This window comes from Alteromonas sp. V450 (genome assembly GCF_001885075.1).
In the GTDB taxonomy this organism is placed as follows: domain Bacteria; phylum Pseudomonadota; class Gammaproteobacteria; order Enterobacterales; family Alteromonadaceae; genus Alteromonas.
In genome coordinates this window covers 2,816,216-2,834,988 of record NZ_MODU01000004.1, presented here as the reverse complement: position 1 = coordinate 2,834,988, position 18,773 = coordinate 2,816,216, and the positions used below count along the sequence as shown (strand labels likewise).

Genomic DNA, 18,773 nt, shown 5'->3' with positions numbered 1-18,773 from the left:
TTTAAGTTAAATTTATAAGTCTTTTAATATTTTGTTACATTTGTTTCGTGTGAAATAATTGTTAATTATAGATTTTTATTCCTAACATGAATTGGTCTGTATACGTTGATACGACCGGTTATCCTCATTTTCTAAGCATTTTAACGCAAATAGTTAGCGTATATTTATTTATACCAATATTGCGGTTTTATACTTAACGTGTTGAATAACCTATTAATATAGACAGTGTGCTTGCATTGAAAATTCAATAATACGCACAACTCCCGACAAGCGGGTGATACGTTGCAACGAAGTTGTGCCGGAAGCAAAGGAGGGCAAATCACATGAGGTAATAGTGTTACCTGTATGTCAAATTATAACTATACGTTTTAAAAGTACGGATAAAAAACAGTACTAAAACGACAAAGACTGTTAAACAGGAAATAAATAGTGAACTCTAAATTAAATAAGAAACATACATGTCTAACTGCTGCAGCATTAGCAGTATCACTTGGCTTAGTGAATGGTTCAGCATTAGCAGCTAGTGAGGGTTTGGTAAAAGCGGCAGAAGAGGCTCCTTCTGTAGCATTTGCTAATGCATTTGGTAAACGCGTAGCACAGGGGCGTGCTTCAGATGATGCCGAAGACAGATACATCGTTAAATTTAAAGAAGAAATGGTCGAAGAAGGCGTATTCTCAGAAGTAGAGGAAGAAGAGAATAGCGCTGCACTAAGAAAAGAAAAAAAGAGAAACAGAAAAGCAGAAAAACGCCTTAAAAAACGTTTGAAAAAACGTCTTAAAAAGCGTGCGTTTAATATGGATTCTGCGCGTGCTGAGCTTCGCAAAGTAAACGGCAAAATCAGGAAAGAGCTGAAAAAGCAACGCATGGTAGCAGCACGATTGAACAAAGCTGCGCTCAACGAATTACGCAATAACCCAAATGTTGAAAGCATCGAGATAGATGCAATCAGAAAACCTATGGCGCAAACGACGCCATACGGCTATACCATGGTTCAAGCTAATCAATTTGGCCAGTCTGACACTACAGCGCGTAAAGTGTGTGTCATTGATACAGGCTATAATTTAGGTCACCCTGATTTACCCGGTATTAATGACGGTGTAACCGGCCAAGCAAACAATTCAGCGGTAGGCAACTGGTACAATGACGGTAATGGTCACGGAACACACGTTGCAGGCACAATAGCAGCATACGATAACAATGAAGGTGTAGTAGGTGTATACCCGGGTGTAGACTTACACATTGTGAAAATCTTTAACGACAACGGTCAGTGGACCTATGCATCAGATCTAATTGACGCAATTTCACAGTGTCAGGATGCCGGTTCTAATGTTGTGAATATGAGTTTGGGTGGCGGAAGCTCTTCAACTACAGAGCGCAACGCTATGCAGAGCTTCACCGACGCTGGCATGCTGTTGGTAGCAGCGGCAGGTAACGACGGCAACAGCGCGAAGTCTTACCCTGCATCTTATGACGCTGTTATGTCAGTTGCAGCGGTAGATTCAAATGAGAATCGAGCAAGTTATAGTCAGTACAATGACCAAGTTGAGATAGCTGCACCAGGAAGCGCGGTTCAATCTACGTATCCGACTAACACGTACGCAGCATTGAGCGGTACATCGATGGCTACGCCCCACGTAGCTGGTGGTGCAGCGTTAGTTTGGAGTTATTTCCCTCAGTGTTCGAACAATCAAATTCGTAATGCATTGAATGCAACTGCAGAGGACAAAGGTAGTGCAGGGCGTGATAACTTTTACGGCTACGGTTTAATGCAGCTAGCTGATGCATATAACTACCTAAATAATAACGGTTGTGACGGTAGCGGAAATGGTGGTGGCGTAACAGAACCTGGTGTTGAACCTGTGTCGGGTCAATTAACAGGATTATCTGGTTCGCGTCGCAGCTGGGATCGTTATACTTGGAATATCCCTGAAGGCGTGAAACAAATGACCATTAGAACATCGGGCGGTTCAGGTGATGCAGATTTGTATGTCAAATTTGGATCCCAGCCTGAAACAAACAGCTACGATTGTCGTCCGTACCAAAATGGAAACAACGAGGTATGTACGTTTGATGCGCCTGCGTCTGGTACATGGCACATTGGCTTGCGCGGTTATTCTTCATATAGCCGAGTGACGCTTTCATATTCTTACGAGTAAAATTGCTCCCTCCCTTTAAAGCCTGCTGACGCAGGCTTTTTTTTGTCACATTATCGTCAAATTTCTTCAAGAAATGTCAGCTTTGCAAAGAAATTGTAAAGCAATGAACTTGGCTGCATTTACACGTCCTTAACGAGGCAATGCGCATGAAAAAATAGCATTCAGGTGCGCATTTGCATTCTTTTCCAAGCAAATGAAAACAAAAACTAAGGACTTGCAACTTATGCAAAACATTCTACAGGCTCGACGTGTAATATCTGGGTTAAAGATGGTCGTGGTGAGCAGCTTTTTATTGATGGGAGTTTCTGCGTGCAGTGACTCAGATGATAGCAGTAGTTCGGACTACTCCTACGCCTACCTACAATTTTATAATGCGTCACCCAACGGTGCCAATGTAGAAATGCGTGAGGTTGATGGAGACAGTTTTGGTGCTGCACAATTCGGCGACACAACCTCAATGTACTCGCTAGTTGATGGTGATATAGAGATTGAGTTCATTCGCACAGATGCTAACGATCAAGAAGTTTTCATAGAAGAACTAACGGTTGATTTAAAAGAGGGCTACAAAACAATTGTTGTCATGAGTGGTGATTTTAGTAACCCTGAATTTTCTGTCTACCAATTTGAAAGAGCATCGCTAGAAGATCATTTTCGGCTATTTCTATTATCAGTGGCGGTAGACGGTGCATCTTATGACTTTTATATGAGTGACGCCGGAGATCCTTTCGAGGCGGCGCATTATTTAGGTACCATCGTAAATGGAGAAATGACCGAGCCGGTTTACTGGGATGCAGACGAAGATAGCGACTATTTTGATGAAGGTGAATATACCATTTATCTGACAGAGCCAGGAAGCGATGCTGTTATCTTTGAATCACAAACCCTAAATTTTGTGTATGAAACCGAATATGTGATGGCGCTTCGTGATGTAAGTGGTGCGATCCAAGAAGGATTAATTGTTGATACGATATTGAACTCTTCGACAGTATCAGCCCTCACCGATGTCGAGGCTGATTCCCAATATCGTGTATACAACTCGACTAATATTGATGCTTCGCTACAGGTAACGTTTGGTGGCAATACCGATGAAGAAGACGTAACGTTCAGTTTAGCCGCAGGTGAGCTTTCTAGTTTCAATGCAATACGCTACGGTGACTACCGTGTTACCGTGACGGACGAGACAGGGAGTGCGTTGCCGCTAACAAATAAGCTTGTCACACTTAATCAAGGCGAAAGTAAAGCGATACTTATTTACAATAGTAACAACAAGATAGGTGCAGCAACATTTGTAGAAAGTGGTCTTCCGCAAGCTTACGATAAAACCGTAAACTTCATTAACCTTGTTAGCGAGTATGACGACGTTGATTTTTATTTGGTAAGGAATGACGAGACGATTGATACCGCAGAGTATGATCTACAGAACCTAGAGTTTGCTGAAAATGAAGATATTGTGCTTCCATCAGATTACTATGAAGTTATTGCGGTGTACGAAGATGACAACAATGAACAAGTTCTGTTAGACCGTACAACGCTATTCGGCTTCGTAGAAGAGAAAAACTACATTGTTTCAGTCGAGCCTGCAGATACCTCTACCGGCTACAAAATTAATATTCTTTATTGATAACAAAAAGTGGCGTAGCTTAAATATTATACTAATTGATGAGGCAAAATCGCTTTCATCTCTGTTGCATTGGAGTAAGTTTAAAAGGTTAGTTGTTTACGGCTAACCTTTTTTCAATGTTGTTCTGGAGGGCCTAAATCCTCATGAGTATATTCAAGCAGTTACACACGATTTCAAATGATATCGAGATGCCTTTTGATCAAAAGCTTGAACAGCTTTTGGACATTGGCAAGGACATGTTGAATTTAGAATCGGGCATTGTCAGTTCAATCAAAGCTGATACACATGAAATATACGCGGTAAGCCCTGTATCTAGCGACATTAGCGTAGGTGGCACCTTGCAGCTACCAGATAACTACTGCGCTGCAAATGGCGTGGTTGCCTACCACAACATTGATATCGCCTCTGGCACTCCACATCTCAGCATTAACAACCAAGCTGTTAAAAGTTATATCGCGGCACCTATTTATGTGTACGGCGAATGTTTTGGCACAGTAAGTTTTAGCGACTTTTCTCCCCGACAGTCTCCTTTCAGTGAGATAGAACATGATTACTTACTGCTTGTATCAACTTGGGTGGGTTCAGAACTAGAAAAACAAATATCCATCGATAATTTAAATGCACAGAAAACAATTCTTGAAGAGCGCAATTTATTACTCGAGCAAATAACAAACCTCGCAGGTGTTGGCACGTGGGAGCTTGACGTAGAAACAGGCGCCTTAATTTGGTCTGGAGCGTTGAAAAGGATGTTGCATTTGCACACTGAAAAACGTGTTACGCCTGAGGAGGTCGCGCAATACATCGTATCTGAGAAGCAAAAAGCTGAATACATTACGAAGTTCAAAGACATGATAAAAAACGGAAATGACTTTGCTTACGAGCTAGAGGTCCTTACCGATGTAGGAGAAACCAGGTGGCTAGAAAGCCGCGCACATCCCATATACGAAGGTGGGAGGTGCGTGAAGGTTATAGGTGCAACGGTAGATATTACGCAACAGCACAAAGATAAAGCCGTACTCAGTCATAAGACTGAACAGGCACAAAGTGCACTAAAAGCCAGAAGTGAGTTCATGGCTAATATGAGTCATGAAATACGTACGCCAATACATGGTGTACAAGGAATGTTGGAAGCGGTTCTTAATTCTGGTCTTAGTGAGGCGCAACGAAGGCATGTCAATTTAGCAATGCTAAGTGCCGATACACTGCTAAACACCGTGAATGATATCATAGACTTTACCAAAATTGACGCGGGAACACTGTGCTTTGCTCGCGAAGCGGTTGATATTGCGAATGTTATAAACGAACAAGTCCCCATGTTTGAGCGTAACGCGCGCGAAAAAGGACTAGCGTTTAGTGTAAATACCAAACCACTTGAAGGCCATCTTTACATGGGGGACCGGTTAAGGTTTGGGCAGCTAATAATTAATGTGCTGAATAATGCAATAAAGTTTACTGATCACGGTGAAGTCAACGTTGAGACGAGCCACGTGCGTTATGGGAAAAATCATTACAAAGTAAAATTTATTGTTACCGATACAGGAATCGGGATGACTGAAGCGCAACAGCGCAATGCTTTCGCTCCCTTTACGCAAGGCGAAAGTTCCAGCGAACGAAAGTACAATGGAACGGGACTTGGTTTAAGCATCGTTAGCCAGATTGCTGAACACTACAACGGAAAGATAGAGATAAGCAGTCATGTAGGCGTAGGAACACGTTTAACGGTTACGTTAAGTTTAGATGATGCTTTGGCAGTGCAAAATGAAAAGATCGCTGATAGGGACAACGAATTCATTGAGTTAGACGCAGTTTATCTTCAGAAATGTAGGATATTGATAGTTGAAGATAACGAAATCAATCAGGTAGTGATCCGAGAACAACTTAAAGAAATCGGGCTACAGGCTGATTTAGCTGAAGATGGTCTGGCTGCGTGTGAGAAATTTGAAAAAGCTCTTGCGAGTAAAAGTCCGTACACGCTTGTCCTGATGGATTGCCATATGCCTGTGAGAGATGGCTACGAGGCCACACGGGTAATAAGAGAAATGGGAGAGGTGGCACGCAATACACCAATTATCGCACTAACGGCTAATGCGTTGTCTTCAGATAAAGAAAAGTGCTTGAAATCAGGGATGGATGACTTCATATCAAAACCTGTTGGTGTAAGTCGTTTGAAAGAATGCGTTTTTAGACATCTGAGCAGACAGTTTGGCAATGATAACTTCGCGCTAAAAGATCCTGCTTGATAACCTTTGACGTGGTTATCAGCCCCGGCATTTAGCCGGGGCTTTTTTACTACCCACATAGTTTAAAAATAATTCAATTTACCGCTATCACTTCAAAAAGTTTTCTGTTATTATTTCGCGCCCTTTTTATGGGGGTATGTACATAAAAGCAACGACATCCAGTTGTTTTTAGCAGCACTAACGACTCGGGAGAGTCTTAATTTTTAAGAGCGGAGCACTAACATGATCCAAATGCAAACTAACCTGGACGTTGCAGACAACAGCGGCGCTCGCAGGGTTCAGTGTATTAAGGTTCTTGGTGGCTCGCATCGCCGTTATGCAGGTATCGGTGACATCATCAAAGTTACTGTTAAGGAAGCAATTCCTCGCGGTAAAGTTAAAAAAGGTGACGTACTGAACGCAGTGGTGGTGCGTACTAGAAAAGGCGTTCGTCGTGCAGATGGTTCTACCATCCGTTTTGACGGTAACGCGGCTGTTATGCTTAATGCAAACAAGCAACCAATTGGTACGCGTATCTTTGGCCCGGTTACCCGTGAGTTGAGAAGTGAAAACTTCATGAAAATCATCTCATTGGCCCCAGAGGTACTATAAGGAGTCACGATAATGGCTAATAAAATTCGTCGTGATGATGAAGTAGTCGTATTAGCGGGTAAAGACAAAGGCAAGCAAGGTAAAGTCCTTCGCGTGCTTATTGCTGATAACCGTGTAATTGTAGAAGGTGTTAATCTTGTCAAGAAGCACACTAAGCCAAACCCACAATTGGGCGTAGCTGGTGGCATTGTTGAGAAAGAAGCTTCTATTCACGTTTCTAATGTTGCGATTGTTAACCCGGCAACGGGCAAAGCAGATCGCGTTGGTTTCCGTTTCGAAGATGAGAAGAAAGTACGTTTCTTCAAGTCTAACGGCGAACTTGTTTAATTATATTGGAGAGTACGATGGCGAAACTGCATGATTTCTATAAAGAAACAGTAGTAGCTGAACTTGCTAAGCAGTTCGGATACAAAAGCGTCATGCAAGTCCCTCGGATTGAAAAAATCACTCTAAACATGGGTTTAGGTGAAGCAGTTGCTGACAAAAAGGTACTTGAGAATGCTCAAGCTGACATGACGGCTATCGCCGGTCAGAAGCCTGTTGTTACAGTTGCAAGAAAATCAGTAGCGGGTTTTAAAATCCGTGAAGGTTATCCGATTGGCTGTAAAGTAACCCTACGTGGCGAGCGTATGTGGGAATTCCTAGAGCGTTTGATTTCAATCGCTATCCCGCGTATCCGCGATTTCCGTGGTTTGAACCCAAAATCATTCGACGGTCGTGGTAACTACAGCATGGGCGTGCGTGAACAAATCATTTTCCCTGAAATCGATTTCGATAAAGTGGATAAAGTTCGTGGTATGGATATTACTATCACTACCAGTGCGAGCTCTAATGAAGAAGCACGTGCTCTGCTGGACGCGTTTAACTTCCCATTCAAAAAGTAAGGGTGTAGGGTTATGGCAAAAGAATCAATGAAGGCACGTGAAGCTAAGCGTACTAAGCTAGTAGCTAAGTATGCTGAAAAGCGCGCCGCACTTAAAGCGATTATCAGCGATGTTAACGTTTCTGAAGAAGAGCGTTGGGACGCTGTTCTGAAGCTACAACAACTGCCACGTGACTCAAGTTCTTCACGTCAACGTAACCGTTGCCGTGTAACTGGTCGTCCACATGGTTACCTACGCAAATTCGGTCTTAGCCGTATCAAGCTTCGTGAAGCTGCGATGCGCGGTGAAGTCCCTGGCCTTAAGAAAGCCAGCTGGTAAGGAGTAGCTGATAATGAGCATGCAAGATCCTATCGCGGATATGTTTACCCGCATCCGTAACGGCCAGATGGCACAGAAAGTTTCTGTAACTATGCCTTCTTCAAAACTTCGCGTTGCAATCTGTGAAGTATTGAAAGCTGAAGGTTATATTACTGACTTCGCTGCTTCTGGTGACGTTAAGCCTGTTTTAGAAGTTACGCTTAAGTACTTCGAAGGCAAGCAAGTAATTGACACTATCGAACGTGTAAGCCGTCCTGGTCTGCGCATCTATAAGAAAAAAGATGAGCTTCCAAAAGTAATGGGTGGTTTAGGCGTAGCTATCGTGTCGACTTCTAAAGGTGTGATGACTGACCGTGCAGCGCGTAACGCTGGCATGGGCGGTGAGATCATCGGTTATGTAGCATAACGGAGGAGTTGAAATGTCACGTATAGCAAAAGCCCCAGTAGACGTTGTATCAGGCGTAGAAGTTTCTATTTCTGGTCAAGAAGTTACTGTTAAAGGTAGTAAAGGCACTTTGACTCGCGTTTTCAATGACGCTGTTGAAATTGCACAGGAAGATAACCAGTTGAAAGCACTTCCACGTGAAGGCTTTGCAAACAACTGGGCACAAGCAGGTACTGCTCGTTCTATCCTAAATGCAATGGTTCAAGGTGTTTCACAAGGTTTCGAGAAAAAGCTTACATTGTTAGGTGTTGGTTACCGTGCACAAGCACAAGGTGCCAAACTAAACCTTACACTAGGTTTCTCTCACCCTGTAGTATACGAAATGCCTGAAGGCATTACGGTTGAAACTCCTAGCCAAACTGAAATCGTCGTTAAAGGCGCCGATAAGCAGGTGGTTGGTCAGGTTGCGGCGAACATTCGCGGTTACCGTCCACCAGAGCCTTACAAAGGCAAAGGTGTACGTTATGCTGACGAAAACGTACGTCGTAAAGAAGCTAAGAAAAAGTAGGTGGGTGATACGATGGATAAGAAAACAGCTCGCATTCGTCGCGCTACTCGCGCACGTGCAAAAATTCGTGAACTGGCCGCGCATCGCTTGGTAGTAAACCGTACACCTCGCCACATCTACGCTCAGTTAATCGCTCCTTGCGGTTCTGAAGTGTTGGCTGCAGCTTCAACTGTTGAGAAAGATCTTGCAAAAGATCTTAAGTCTACAGGTAACGCTGAAGCAGCGACGGTAGTCGGTAAAGCAATCGCAGAGCGCGCACTTGAGAAAGGCATTAAAGCAGTGGCTTTCGATCGTAGTGGTTTCCAATACCACGGTCGCGTTAAAGCATTAGCTGATGCAGCTCGCGAAGCTGGTCTTCAGTTCTAGGAGTTTATAATGGCTAAACAAGACGTTCAAAATGGTGAATTTCTAGAGAAATTGATCGCTGTAAACCGCGTTTCTAAAGTGGTTAAAGGTGGTCGAATCTTTAGTTTCACTGCATTGACAGTAGTGGGTGACGGTAACGGTCGCGTTGGTTTTGGTTACGGTAAGGCACGTGAAGTACCTGCTGCAATCCAAAAAGCAATGGAAAAGGCACGTCGCAACATGGTTGACGTAGACCTTAACGGTCACACGTTACAGCACCCTATTAAAGGTCGTCACTCTGGCTCTAAAGTTTACATGCAGCCAGCATCTGAAGGTACCGGTATTATTGCCGGTGGTGCGATGCGTGCAGTACTTGAAGTAGCTGGTGTACAAAACGTACTTTCAAAATGTTACGGCTCTACAAACCCAATCAACGTTGTACGTGCAACAATCAACGCGCTGACAGAAATGAACAGCCCGGCGAAAGTTGCTGCGAAGCGTGGATTGTCTGTAGAAGAAATTTTGGGGTAATCAGAACATGGCAACGATTAAAGTAAAGCAAACTAAAAGTGCAATTGGCCGTCTGCCAAAGCACAAAGCTACGCTTAAAGGTTTAGGCCTTCGTAAAATCAACCATGTTCGTGAACTGGAAGATACCCCAGCCGTACGTGGCATGATCAACCGTGTATATTACATGGTTGAGATCGTGGAGGAGTAAGACATGCGTTTAAATACAATTTCTCCAGCCGAAGGTTCAAAGCCTACTGGTAAGCGTTCTGGTCGTGGTATCGGCTCAGGTCTTGGTAAAACAGGTGGCGTAGGTCACAAAGGTCAAAAAAGCCGTTCAGGTGGCCGTGTTAAGCCAGGATTCGAAGGTGGTCAGATGCCTATCCAGCGTCGTCTTCCTAAGTTCGGTTTCACTTCACGCAAGAGCTTTGTTACTGATCAAGTAACTCTTGCTGAAATCGCAAAGGTTGATGGTGATACTGCGTCTCTTGAGACTTTAAAAGCAGCTGGTATCGTTAAGAAAGAAATCCAGTTCGTTAAAGTTGTTAAGAGCGGTGAAGTATCACGCGCTGTTACAGTAAGCGGGTTAAAGGTTACTAAAGGCGCTAAAGAAGCGATTGAAGCTGCTGGCGGTAAAGTAGAGGAATAAGCTAGATGGCTAAACCAGGATTGGATTCAGGCGCTAAAAGCGGCTTGAGTGAGCTCAAAGCAAGATTGTTGTTCGTACTTGGTGCGATTGTTGTTTTCAGACTAGGTTCTTACGTTCCTATCCCTGGCATCGATCCAGCTGTACTTGCTGACTTGTTCGAGCAACAAAAAGGCACCATTGTAGAAATGTTCAACATGTTCTCTGGTGGTGCGCTTGAGCGTGCATCCGTTCTGGCTTTGGGCATTATGCCATACATTACTGCATCCATTATCATGCAGTTGCTCTCGGTGGTTCATCCACCGATGGTGGAGCTTAAAAAAGAAGGCGAAGCAGGCCGTCGTAAAATTAGTCAGTACACGCGTTATTTAACGCTTGTATTGGCTATCTTCCAATCAATTGGTATTTCGACTGGTTTGCCTAACCTAATTAATGGATTGGTGATAAACCCTGGCTTCGGATTCTACTTTACGGCAGTAGTGAGCCTAGTCACAGGAACTATGTTCCTTATGTGGTTGGGTGAGCAGATTACCGAACGAGGTATTGGTAACGGTATCTCTATATTGATTTTTGCTGGTATTGTTGCCGGTCTGCCAACAGCGATAGGTCAGACTGCGGAACAAGCAAGGCAGGGCGACATTAACTTGTTGTTCCTACTGTTGATTGGCGTGATTGTTATTGCTCTTACATACCTAGTTGTATTTGTAGAGCGCGGACAGCGCAGAATTGTGGTAAACTACGCAAAACGTCAGCAAGGCCGTCAGGTTTTTGCTGCGCAAAGCACCCATTTACCGCTAAAAGTCAACATTGCTGGTGTAATTCCACCAATCTTTGCTTCTAGCATTATTCTGTTCCCGGGTACCATCGCAGGATGGTTTGGACAGAATGAATCAACAGCGTGGTTGCAAGACGTAGCGCTTATGCTATCTCCTGGTCAACCGCTGTACGTGATGTTATATGCAGCTGCGATTATCTTCTTCTGCTTCTTCTACACGGCGTTGGTGTTCAACCCGCGTGATACAGCAGATAATTTGAAGAAATCAGGCGCGTTCATCCCAGGCATCCGCCCAGGTGAACAAACGTCACGTTACATTGACAAGGTAATGACTCGCCTTACACTGGCTGGCGCACTGTACATAACCTTTATTTGTTTAGTGCCTGAATTCATGCTAATCGCTTGGAATGTTCCGTTCTACTTTGGTGGTACGTCGCTTCTGATTATTGTAGTGGTTATCATGGACTTTATGGCACAAGTACAGACACATTTGATGTCTAGTCAATATGAGTCTGTGCTGAAGAAAGCTAACCTTAAAGGCTACGGCCGATAAGTTAGCCCCTTAATATTGATAGAAAGGGGAAAGATGTAATGAAAGTTCGTGCATCAGTAAAAAAGATTTGCCGTAACTGTAAAGTTATCAAGCGCAACGGCGTTGTGCGTGTAATTTGCAGTTCTGACCCAAAGCATAAGCAGCGTCAGGGCTAATCTAAGCGGAACAAAATATTCGCAAAGCTAAGTAAGCAGAACCTAGATAGTACTTGTCTGGTTCTGCTAGTTTTGTTTTAAAGTATTTTGAACCTTAATTTGCAATTTAGTCGACGGGTAAGTATCCTATCGGGCTTTTTAGGTCGTCGACAAATAAACAAGAGGAGTGCTGTTAATGGCCCGTATCGCTGGCATTAACATTCCTGAGCACAAGCATGCTGTAATCGCTATCCAAGCGATCTATGGCGTTGGTCCCACACGTGCGAAAAGCATTTGTGCGGGTGCTGGTGTTGCAGAAGATACAAAAATCAAAGAGCTAGACGAAGCTACTATTGATAAGCTTCGTGACGAAGTGGCTAAGTTCACCGTTGAAGGTGACCTGCGCCGTGAAGTCTCTATGAGCATCAAACGTTTGATGGACCTGGGTTGCTTCCGTGGTATTCGCCACCGTCGTAGCTTGCCTCTACGTGGTCAGCGCACTAAAACTAATGCGCGTACCCGTAAAGGTCCTCGTAAGCCAATTAAGAAGTAAACGGGGAGTAAGTTATGGCTAAAGCACCAGCTCGTAGCACGCGTAAGCGCGCTAAACGTCAGGTTGCAGACGGTATGGCTCATATCCATGCGTCTTTCAACAACACAATTGTGACTATTACAGACCGTTCAGGCAATGCACTAGCATGGGCGACATCTGGTGGTTCTGGTTTCCGTGGTTCACGTAAATCTACCCCATTTGCTGCACAGGTAGCTGCTGAGCGTGCAGGTGTTGCTGCACAAGAGTACGGTCTTAAGAACCTTGAAGTATTCGTTAAAGGTCCAGGTCCAGGCCGTGAGTCTGCGATCCGTGCTCTTAACGCTACAGGTTATAAGATCACAAACATTACCGATGTGACCCCTATTCCTCACAACGGTTGTCGTCCACCGAAAAAACGTCGCGTTTAATCGACGGACAGTTGGAGAAAGATCATGGCAAGATATTTGGGTCCAAAACTCAAACTTAGCCGTCGCGAAGGAACTGACCTGTTCCTGAAAAGCGGCGTTCGCGCAATCGATTCTAAATGTAAAATCGATACAGCGCCTGGTCAGCACGGTGCCCGTCGTGGCCGTTTGTCTGACTACGGTGTTCAGCTGCGTGAAAAACAAAAAGTTCGTCGTATGTACGGCGTTCTGGAAAAACAATTCCGCAACTACTATAAAGAAGCTGCACGTCTAAAAGGCAACACAGGTGAAAACTTGCTACAGCTTTTAGAACAGCGTCTTGATAACGTAGTTTACCGTATGGGTTTCGCTAGCACTCGTGCAGAAGCACGTCAGCTAGTTAGCCACAAGGCGATCATGGTAAATGGTCAAGTTGTGAACATCCCATCGTTTAACGTTTCTGCCGAAGACGTGGTTTCTGTTCGTGAAAAGGCTAAGAAGCAAGCGCGTATCGTTGCTGCTTTGGAACTGGCTGACCAACGTGAGAAGCCAACCTGGATTGAAGTAGACAGCAGCAAAATGGAAGGCACTTTCAAGCGCGTTCCTGAAAGAACTGACCTGTCTGCGGAAATTAACGAACAGTTGATCGTCGAACTTTACTCTAAGTAAAGCTAACTAAAGAGGAAGCATTGTGGGTTCTGTGACTGAATTCCTAAAACCGAGATTAGTTGAGATCGAAAACGTTTCTCCTACTCGTGCCAAAGTAACTTTGGAACCACTAGAGCGCGGCTTTGGCCACACTCTAGGTAACGCCCTACGTCGTATTTTATTGTCATCTATGCCAGGATGTGCAGTTACCGAAGTAGAAATTGATGGCGTTCTTCACGAGTACAGCACCAAAGAAGGTGTTCAGGAAGACGTAATTGAAATCTTGCTAAACCTTAAAGGTTTAGCGGTTCGCCTTGAAGGTAAAACCGAGGCAACCCTGACTCTAGTGAAATCTGGCGCTGGCCCTGTTGTTGCTGGTGATATTCAGCATGATGGCGACGTAGAAATTACAAACCCTGACCATGTTATTTGTACTTTAACTGGCGAAGCTGAAATCAGCATGCGTATTAAAGTAGAAATGGGTCGTGGTTATGTACCAGCTTCTACCCGTCGCTCCTCTGAAGAAGATGATCGTCCAATTGGTCGTTTGTTAGTAGACGCTTCATACAGCCCAGTTGAGCGTATTGCTTACAGTGTAGAATCTGCGCGTGTTGAACAACGCACAGACCTAGACAAACTAATCATCGACATGGAGACGAACGGTACTTTGGATCCTGAAGAAGCGATCCGCCGTTCTGCTACTATCCTAGCTGAACAGCTAGATGCATTCGTAGACCTACGTGATGTATCTGAGCCAGAAGCAAAAGAAGAGAAGCCAGAATTCGATCCAATTCTGCTTCGTCCAGTAGATGACTTAGAGCTGACAGTACGTTCTGCAAACTGTTTGAAAGCAGAAGCTATCCAGTATATTGGTGACCTGGTACAGCGCACTGAGGTTGAGCTACTTAAAACGCCAAACCTTGGTAAGAAATCGCTAACTGAAATCAAAGATGTTCTAGCATCTCGTGGTCTTTCTCTAGGTATGCGCCTAGAAAACTGGCCACCAGAGAGCATCGCTGAAAAAGATTAATCAGGTTTTTATCAAACTGATTTGTAGAGAAGGATAAAACTATGCGCCATCGTAAGAGTGGTCGTCAGTTGAATCGCAACAGCAGCCATCGTCAAGCTATGTTCAAAAACATGGCCGGTTCTTTGGTCAAGCACGAAGTGATCAAAACTACGTTACCAAAAGCGAAAGAATTACGTCGCGTAATCGAGCCTCTAATCACTATGGCTAAAGAAGACAGCGTTGCAAACCGCCGTCTAGCTTTTGCTCGCACTGGTGACAAAGAGGTTGTAGGTAAACTATTCAACGAGCTTGGTCCTCGTTACGAAGCTCGTCCAGGCGGCTATACTCGCATTCTTAAATGCGGTTTCCGTGCTGGCGACAATGCCCCAATGGCATATGTTGAGCTAGTTGACCGTCCAGTTGTAGAAGCTGAAGAAGAAGCAGTAGAAGCAACTGAAGAGTAATTAATACTCGATTAGAAAAAGGGGCCTGAGTGAAAACTCAGGCCCCTTTTTTTATGTTAAACGCTTTAACGACGTTAGCGATAATCCATATCTATTAGTATAGATAAATGCTCTTTCAGTGAAACGTAGCGGGTGATAATGCATCACTCATTGTCGTATTTGTTTGCTACCTTTTCGTACTGCATGCATTCGTCAGTTTCATTATCTGCGTTAAGTAGGTCATTGCAGCTACGCGCCGCCATAGAGTTAAGACACGCCGTCGCGCTCTGTATAAGATCTGTATTTTCAGCATACTCTCCAATACGCGCATAGTTTTTGCACATCTCGTCTAAGAAACTGTTCATCATCGTTTTCATCTCAGGGGGAATATTACTATCAGCCTCAATAAGCTCTGATGTGCACACCTTCGTCTTTTTACATAACTCATTTACTGCGTTATCAAATTCTCTAATATCTGCGTACGAAAAACTGGAGAATAAGAGTGGAGTACTAACGTACAAAATTCCTTTTTTCATTTTCACTTTGATTCCTTTAAGCAATCCGTTTTTGAAGACTTAATCTTTTATGAAGGCCGAAATTGATACAGCCTGATAAACTATAGTAAAAAATATTTATTCTGGCTAAATATTATTCAAATTTTCAGCGTGCGCACATTTGTGGTGTCACTTTTGGCACAACGCAACCTCGCTAATTGATATACTATGGTGCGCTATTTTAAAGGGTAAACCCTTGCACTGGTTATTAATATACTTTCTACGTGCATTTGAAATGTGCCACATTTATTAACACTTATTAAAGGACTATGGTTTGACTCAACTGCTCATTTTGGTTTACGCGGACAAAGAATACGAAGATTTTGTGATTCCCTACATCTACTACGCATTAACCTATAACGAATGCGCGTGCGTTGAAGTCATACTAGACCATTGTGAAGATTTTAAGTCGCGCTATTTAGGTGGGCTTGAAGAGCTAAAAACATTGTTTGGCGAGCGTTTTTTGGTGAGGCAATCGTCATACAGCAAATCGGACGTTTTAGCTAATACGATTAGATTCATTGATAAACCGATTACACAGTCAGAATATCTCTACATTGGTGATATCGATATACTAGTTTTAGACGATATTTTAAGCGTTCATTTACCGTATATGAAGGCTAACTCTTTGCCTTTTAGTAACGTGATTCGTCCAACGAAAGACCCTATGTCTCCTAAACGGTTAACGGGTTTACATTTATGTAAAGCAAGCGACTACTATCCACTTCCAGATTTAAGCGATATAAATCTGTTGTCTACCAATGACGAGCAAGTGCTATATCAAATAATGGAAAGAAAGGGTTACATGGTGCCCGCATCAATAACATTCCGCCCAATTTGTGGAATTCACTTATCACTAAACCGCGATCCAATTGGCCGGTATAACTTGAAACAGAAAAACATAAATTTGGAACAGAAGTCGGCAGGGTGGGGAGTACACAAATATAATGAGAAGTACTTAGCTAGCATATTAACGTCAGAATACAGCAGGGTTTCTGTATTTTTTACGATCAAGTTTAAGTTTTTGGCGCTAGTTATAGAGTCATTGGCCAGGGGCCAGTTTGAACAACTGCAGTGTCATAGCTTTTTCTATGGTTTTGATAAACGTTTAATAGCAGAAGACACAGTATTTAGTTACGAACGTCTTACACAAACTGCTGCGAGATATAAAGAAACGAAAGATTTTCCTTCGTTAATCAATACACTTAAGAAAATGCTTACGATTTGGAACGATGACAAATTGCTTTATAAGGAGCTGCATGACGCATATGTAAATTCCGGCGATAACGTTAATGCTGAAAGGGTTGCCGCTTTTCTGGACAACTGACTATTTCCATCTATACTGGCCAAACAATTAATAGGGATGTTTTGCACGGCCGCTATATTTACGTTGCGTAGTGTAAAAAGTGTGCAGGGCGTTTTTGTAAGTAGCAATATCGCAAATGTTAAAGGAGTAACTGAAATGGTTCGAAAGATTAGCCTGATACTTTTATGTGGGGCGTTATTTATTTTGCAGGGGTGCAATGACGATAGTGATCCAGACGTTACCCCACCCACCATTACGCTATCGCCCGCTGCAACAACCTACAACCTTACCGTGGGAGATGTCGTTCCGAATATCACAGCAACCGCCGTGGATGACGTTGACGGCGACATATCGAGTGACATTGTTGTAACAGGGGATACAGTAGACAATCAGTCAGAAGGCACGTACACCGTCACCTATAATGTACAAGATGCAGCAGGCAACAATGCACAGGCAGTTTCTGTTACTTTTATTTACGTACTTCCGCCCGATACCGATGCGCCGATAATATCCATAAGCCCTTCAAACTTAACTTATGATCTCGAAATCGGCGCCGACATACCCACTATATCCATCACTGCTTTTGATGAACGAGATGGCGATTTAAGCGATCATATAGAGGTCAGTGGCGACACAGTAAATAATCAAGCGGTGGGAACCTATGCCGTTCGTTATAATGTTTCAGACAGTGCAGGAAATGAAGCGCAAGAAGTAGTAATACAATTTCATGTCGACTACCCTAAAGCACCTGAAGACGCGTTTGAACTCTTTGTAAATGGCGAGGCTGTAACAAACGATGTATTGTCTGTTACTGAGTCTGAATTGGTGGCATTTTCGATTCAAGTCGCTGGCTCTACTTCACTTTCATCCGTAAGACTTGTTTCACCTGAGAATTTTCCTATTAACTTCGCGTCTATTCCAGAGGGCTGGAATACATGGAGAGGAAGTAATATAGATTTGTTGGCATTAGATGCAAAGTCTTCACTCGACGTCATCGCATTCTCGAACGATGTGTTATACGCCCAGCTACCACACGTTAACGAAACGGTAACCCAAACACTGCGTTTAGAGTTTCTCACAGCGCAGTCCGCAGGCGTTTACGAAGTCTTATATGTTCACGATTTTCAAATAGAGGTATCGGATGCTGGCGTACTGCCCGAGAGTGGCTTCTTAAGAAGTGATTTTTCCTTCGTTGAAACAGGCGCGGTGCTTGCCTACGACCTTAATTCACCCTATGCGACAGCGACGCCAACGTATGACGAATTCTTTGGCGTATCGCTAATGCCTGATGGTACAGCTCAGTCTTTTGTCAAAACTGTAGATGGCAGCTATTCAGACAGTATTAGCACTACGGCCCTTGATGGCACCGCAATAGATAACCTTGTAATTGAAAAGGGGTTTACGCTAGATGCATCTAAGGGCGAGGTGATAATCCCTCAGTTACAAACAAGCGACGAACTAGGGGTAGATTCATCTGTACAGAGTGCGCTAGTAAAACCGGTACCAGCTAACGCATGCAACTACTTTAACGGTTTTATCATTACTCCTGACGGCATTGTTGATGAGAATGGAACGCTCATTTCACCGATGGAAGGGTTATGTCATATTGCCTCTAGAGAAAGCGCAAGCAATTTATATGTGCTCGACCAAGAAGCAATGGAAATTAAAACTATTCAGATAAAATCCGATGCAACTATAGAAGTTATCGACTTTTTTACACTAAGCAATTTACCCACAAACGACTACGAAGTGGTTGTATTTAATGAATCTGGCTTGGTAGTGAAAGAGCAAGGAAATGCTAACGCGTTTACCGCTTTTCTACTTTCAGAGGATCCCGAAAACGGGCCTTTGTTTGACAGACACATAGTACTCTCTGAGACAGAAATATCAGACATTCTAGTGACAAGAAATGCGTTCGGTACACAACTTCTTGTGGCAAATCCACAAAACACGTTTGTTACGCTTTATCATAGCTTAGAGAGCGATACACCCGTGAAAGAGAAAATTGCTTTCGACACGCCCATCGAGTGGATGAATTTATCGTCTTCTCCGGCTGATTGGCAAACGCTTAACTTTGTTGTATTTGGGGGGCGTAATGCTAATGGCATCTATTTGAAGCACGACTTCCTTATAAATTCTTACGACTAACTTCA

Annotated in this window: 23 protein-coding genes; 22 read left to right on the top strand and 1 reads right to left on the bottom strand. The window is 43.5% G+C overall.

Translation table 11 applies throughout. The features are described from left to right. Positions 1 to 429 precede the first annotated feature (429 nt). The 20 genes from BK026_RS12350 to rplQ all read left to right on the top strand — a co-directional run bounded on the left by BK026_RS12350 (position 430) and on the right by rplQ (position 14,781). Positions 430 to 2,157, top strand: coding sequence for a S8 family serine peptidase (locus BK026_RS12350; RefSeq protein ID WP_071816104.1), 1,728 nt, complete (start codon positions 430 to 432; stop codon positions 2,155 to 2,157). A 223-nt stretch (positions 2,158 to 2,380) separates the two neighbouring features. Next, positions 2,381 to 3,778, top strand: a complete 1,398-nt coding sequence (locus tag BK026_RS12345) for a DUF4397 domain-containing protein (protein ID WP_071817631.1) — start codon at positions 2,381 to 2,383, stop codon at positions 3,776 to 3,778. A gap of 143 nt (positions 3,779 to 3,921) precedes the next feature. After that, the gene (locus BK026_RS12340) at positions 3,922 to 6,018 is read left to right on the top strand and encodes a PAS domain-containing hybrid sensor histidine kinase/response regulator (RefSeq protein ID WP_071816103.1); all 2,097 of its coding nucleotides are present in this window, start codon (positions 3,922 to 3,924) and stop codon (positions 6,016 to 6,018) included. 222 nt (positions 6,019 to 6,240) lie between these two features. After that, on the top strand, positions 6,241 to 6,609 hold the full coding sequence (rplN, locus tag BK026_RS12335) for a 50S ribosomal protein L14 (RefSeq protein ID WP_012519228.1): 369 nt from the start codon (positions 6,241 to 6,243) through the stop codon (positions 6,607 to 6,609). A gap of 12 nt (positions 6,610 to 6,621) precedes the next feature. Further along, on the top strand, positions 6,622 to 6,936 hold the full coding sequence (rplX, locus tag BK026_RS12330; RefSeq protein WP_012519227.1) for a 50S ribosomal protein L24: 315 nt from the start codon (positions 6,622 to 6,624) through the stop codon (positions 6,934 to 6,936). A gap of 17 nt (positions 6,937 to 6,953) precedes the next feature. Further along, a complete protein-coding gene (gene rplE / locus BK026_RS12325; RefSeq protein ID WP_071816102.1) occupies positions 6,954 to 7,493 on the top strand; it encodes a 50S ribosomal protein L5 in 540 nt (179 codons plus the stop codon). Positions 7,494 to 7,505: 12 nt separating this feature from the next. Continuing rightward, positions 7,506 to 7,811 (top strand): 30S ribosomal protein S14, encoded by a 306-nt coding sequence (rpsN, locus tag BK026_RS12320; protein WP_012519225.1) that lies wholly within the window; start codon positions 7,506 to 7,508, stop codon positions 7,809 to 7,811. A gap of 13 nt (positions 7,812 to 7,824) precedes the next feature. Then, the gene (gene rpsH / locus BK026_RS12315) at positions 7,825 to 8,217 is read left to right on the top strand and encodes a 30S ribosomal protein S8 (protein ID WP_012519224.1); all 393 of its coding nucleotides are present in this window, start codon (positions 7,825 to 7,827) and stop codon (positions 8,215 to 8,217) included. Positions 8,218 to 8,230: 13 nt separating this feature from the next. After that, positions 8,231 to 8,764 (top strand): 50S ribosomal protein L6, encoded by a 534-nt coding sequence (gene rplF / locus BK026_RS12310; RefSeq protein ID WP_071816101.1) that lies wholly within the window; start codon positions 8,231 to 8,233, stop codon positions 8,762 to 8,764. Positions 8,765 to 8,776: 12 nt separating this feature from the next. After that, positions 8,777 to 9,130, top strand: a complete 354-nt coding sequence (rplR, locus tag BK026_RS12305; RefSeq protein ID WP_071817630.1) for a 50S ribosomal protein L18 — start codon at positions 8,777 to 8,779, stop codon at positions 9,128 to 9,130. Between the two features lie 9 nt (positions 9,131 to 9,139). Then, positions 9,140 to 9,640 (top strand): 30S ribosomal protein S5, encoded by a 501-nt coding sequence (gene rpsE / locus BK026_RS12300; RefSeq protein WP_012519221.1) that lies wholly within the window; start codon positions 9,140 to 9,142, stop codon positions 9,638 to 9,640. A gap of 7 nt (positions 9,641 to 9,647) precedes the next feature. Beyond that, on the top strand, positions 9,648 to 9,827 hold the full coding sequence (gene rpmD, locus BK026_RS12295) for a 50S ribosomal protein L30 (RefSeq protein WP_014950907.1): 180 nt from the start codon (positions 9,648 to 9,650) through the stop codon (positions 9,825 to 9,827). Between the two features lie 3 nt (positions 9,828 to 9,830). Beyond that, positions 9,831 to 10,265, top strand: a complete 435-nt coding sequence (rplO, locus tag BK026_RS12290) for a 50S ribosomal protein L15 (RefSeq protein ID WP_049586735.1) — start codon at positions 9,831 to 9,833, stop codon at positions 10,263 to 10,265. A gap of 5 nt (positions 10,266 to 10,270) precedes the next feature. Beyond that, on the top strand, positions 10,271 to 11,590 hold the full coding sequence (secY, locus tag BK026_RS12285) for a preprotein translocase subunit SecY (RefSeq protein ID WP_014977524.1): 1,320 nt from the start codon (positions 10,271 to 10,273) through the stop codon (positions 11,588 to 11,590). 38 nt (positions 11,591 to 11,628) lie between these two features. After that, positions 11,629 to 11,745: a 50S ribosomal protein L36 gene (gene rpmJ, locus BK026_RS12280; RefSeq protein ID WP_012519217.1), complete on the top strand. Its 117-nt coding sequence runs from the start codon at positions 11,629 to 11,631 to the stop codon at positions 11,743 to 11,745. Between the two features lie 175 nt (positions 11,746 to 11,920). Next, positions 11,921 to 12,277: a 30S ribosomal protein S13 gene (rpsM, locus tag BK026_RS12275; RefSeq protein ID WP_071816100.1), complete on the top strand. Its 357-nt coding sequence runs from the start codon at positions 11,921 to 11,923 to the stop codon at positions 12,275 to 12,277. 14 nt (positions 12,278 to 12,291) lie between these two features. Continuing rightward, positions 12,292 to 12,684, top strand: coding sequence for a 30S ribosomal protein S11 (gene rpsK, locus BK026_RS12270; protein WP_012519215.1), 393 nt, complete (start codon positions 12,292 to 12,294; stop codon positions 12,682 to 12,684). A 24-nt stretch (positions 12,685 to 12,708) separates the two neighbouring features. Then, the gene (gene rpsD, locus BK026_RS12265) at positions 12,709 to 13,329 is read left to right on the top strand and encodes a 30S ribosomal protein S4 (RefSeq protein WP_012519214.1); all 621 of its coding nucleotides are present in this window, start codon (positions 12,709 to 12,711) and stop codon (positions 13,327 to 13,329) included. Positions 13,330 to 13,348: 19 nt separating this feature from the next. Next, entirely contained in the window at positions 13,349 to 14,338 is a 990-nt protein-coding gene (gene rpoA / locus BK026_RS12260; protein WP_039226687.1) for a DNA-directed RNA polymerase subunit alpha, read from the top strand. Between the two features lie 41 nt (positions 14,339 to 14,379). After that, the gene (gene rplQ, locus BK026_RS12255) at positions 14,380 to 14,781 is read left to right on the top strand and encodes a 50S ribosomal protein L17 (protein ID WP_012519212.1); all 402 of its coding nucleotides are present in this window, start codon (positions 14,380 to 14,382) and stop codon (positions 14,779 to 14,781) included. Between the two features lie 143 nt (positions 14,782 to 14,924). On the opposite strand, the gene BK026_RS12250 is transcribed toward rplQ, so the two are convergent. Further along, complete coding sequence (locus BK026_RS12250) at positions 14,925 to 15,296, bottom strand: hypothetical protein (protein WP_071816099.1); 372 nt, start codon at positions 15,294 to 15,296, stop codon at positions 14,925 to 14,927. A gap of 292 nt (positions 15,297 to 15,588) precedes the next feature. On the opposite strand from BK026_RS12250, the gene BK026_RS12245 reads away from it, so the two are divergent. Continuing rightward, complete coding sequence (locus BK026_RS12245) at positions 15,589 to 16,641, top strand: hypothetical protein (RefSeq protein ID WP_071816098.1); 1,053 nt, start codon at positions 15,589 to 15,591, stop codon at positions 16,639 to 16,641. 135 nt (positions 16,642 to 16,776) lie between these two features. Then, positions 16,777 to 18,768 carry an immunoglobulin-like domain-containing protein gene (locus BK026_RS12240; RefSeq protein WP_177247911.1) on the top strand — a complete coding sequence of 664 codons (1,992 nt, stop codon included), beginning with the start codon at positions 16,777 to 16,779 and terminating at the stop codon, positions 18,766 to 18,768. Positions 18,769 to 18,773: the final 5 nt, after the last annotated feature.

What these genes read in the sequence shown, in the direction of transcription:
- BK026_RS12345 (WP_071817631.1), top strand. Translation starts at nt 2,381, where the DNA reads ATGCAAAACATTCTACAGGCTCGACGTGTAATATCTGGGTTAAAGATG.
- BK026_RS12340 (WP_071816103.1), top strand. Translation starts at nt 3,922, where the DNA reads ATGAGTATATTCAAGCAGTTACACACGATTTCAAATGATATCGAGATG.
- rplN (WP_012519228.1), top strand. Translation starts at nt 6,241, where the DNA reads ATGATCCAAATGCAAACTAACCTGGACGTTGCAGACAACAGCGGCGCT.
- rplX (WP_012519227.1), top strand. Translation starts at nt 6,622, where the DNA reads ATGGCTAATAAAATTCGTCGTGATGATGAAGTAGTCGTATTAGCGGGT.
- rplE (WP_071816102.1), top strand. Translation starts at nt 6,954, where the DNA reads ATGGCGAAACTGCATGATTTCTATAAAGAAACAGTAGTAGCTGAACTT.
- rpsN (WP_012519225.1), top strand. Translation starts at nt 7,506, where the DNA reads ATGGCAAAAGAATCAATGAAGGCACGTGAAGCTAAGCGTACTAAGCTA.
- rpsH (WP_012519224.1), top strand. Translation starts at nt 7,825, where the DNA reads ATGAGCATGCAAGATCCTATCGCGGATATGTTTACCCGCATCCGTAAC.
- rplF (WP_071816101.1), top strand. Translation starts at nt 8,231, where the DNA reads ATGTCACGTATAGCAAAAGCCCCAGTAGACGTTGTATCAGGCGTAGAA.
- rplR (WP_071817630.1), top strand. Translation starts at nt 8,777, where the DNA reads ATGGATAAGAAAACAGCTCGCATTCGTCGCGCTACTCGCGCACGTGCA.
- rpsE (WP_012519221.1), top strand. Translation starts at nt 9,140, where the DNA reads ATGGCTAAACAAGACGTTCAAAATGGTGAATTTCTAGAGAAATTGATC.
- rpmD (WP_014950907.1), top strand. Translation starts at nt 9,648, where the DNA reads ATGGCAACGATTAAAGTAAAGCAAACTAAAAGTGCAATTGGCCGTCTG.
- rplO (WP_049586735.1), top strand. Translation starts at nt 9,831, where the DNA reads ATGCGTTTAAATACAATTTCTCCAGCCGAAGGTTCAAAGCCTACTGGT.
- secY (WP_014977524.1), top strand. Translation starts at nt 10,271, where the DNA reads ATGGCTAAACCAGGATTGGATTCAGGCGCTAAAAGCGGCTTGAGTGAG.
- rpmJ (WP_012519217.1), top strand. Translation starts at nt 11,629, where the DNA reads ATGAAAGTTCGTGCATCAGTAAAAAAGATTTGCCGTAACTGTAAAGTT.
- rpsM (WP_071816100.1), top strand. Translation starts at nt 11,921, where the DNA reads ATGGCCCGTATCGCTGGCATTAACATTCCTGAGCACAAGCATGCTGTA.
- rpsK (WP_012519215.1), top strand. Translation starts at nt 12,292, where the DNA reads ATGGCTAAAGCACCAGCTCGTAGCACGCGTAAGCGCGCTAAACGTCAG.
- rpsD (WP_012519214.1), top strand. Translation starts at nt 12,709, where the DNA reads ATGGCAAGATATTTGGGTCCAAAACTCAAACTTAGCCGTCGCGAAGGA.
- rplQ (WP_012519212.1), top strand. Translation starts at nt 14,380, where the DNA reads ATGCGCCATCGTAAGAGTGGTCGTCAGTTGAATCGCAACAGCAGCCAT.
- BK026_RS12250 (WP_071816099.1), bottom strand. Translation starts at nt 15,296, where the DNA reads ATGAAAAAAGGAATTTTGTACGTTAGTACTCCACTCTTATTCTCCAGT.
- BK026_RS12240 (WP_177247911.1), top strand. Translation starts at nt 16,777, where the DNA reads ATGGTTCGAAAGATTAGCCTGATACTTTTATGTGGGGCGTTATTTATT.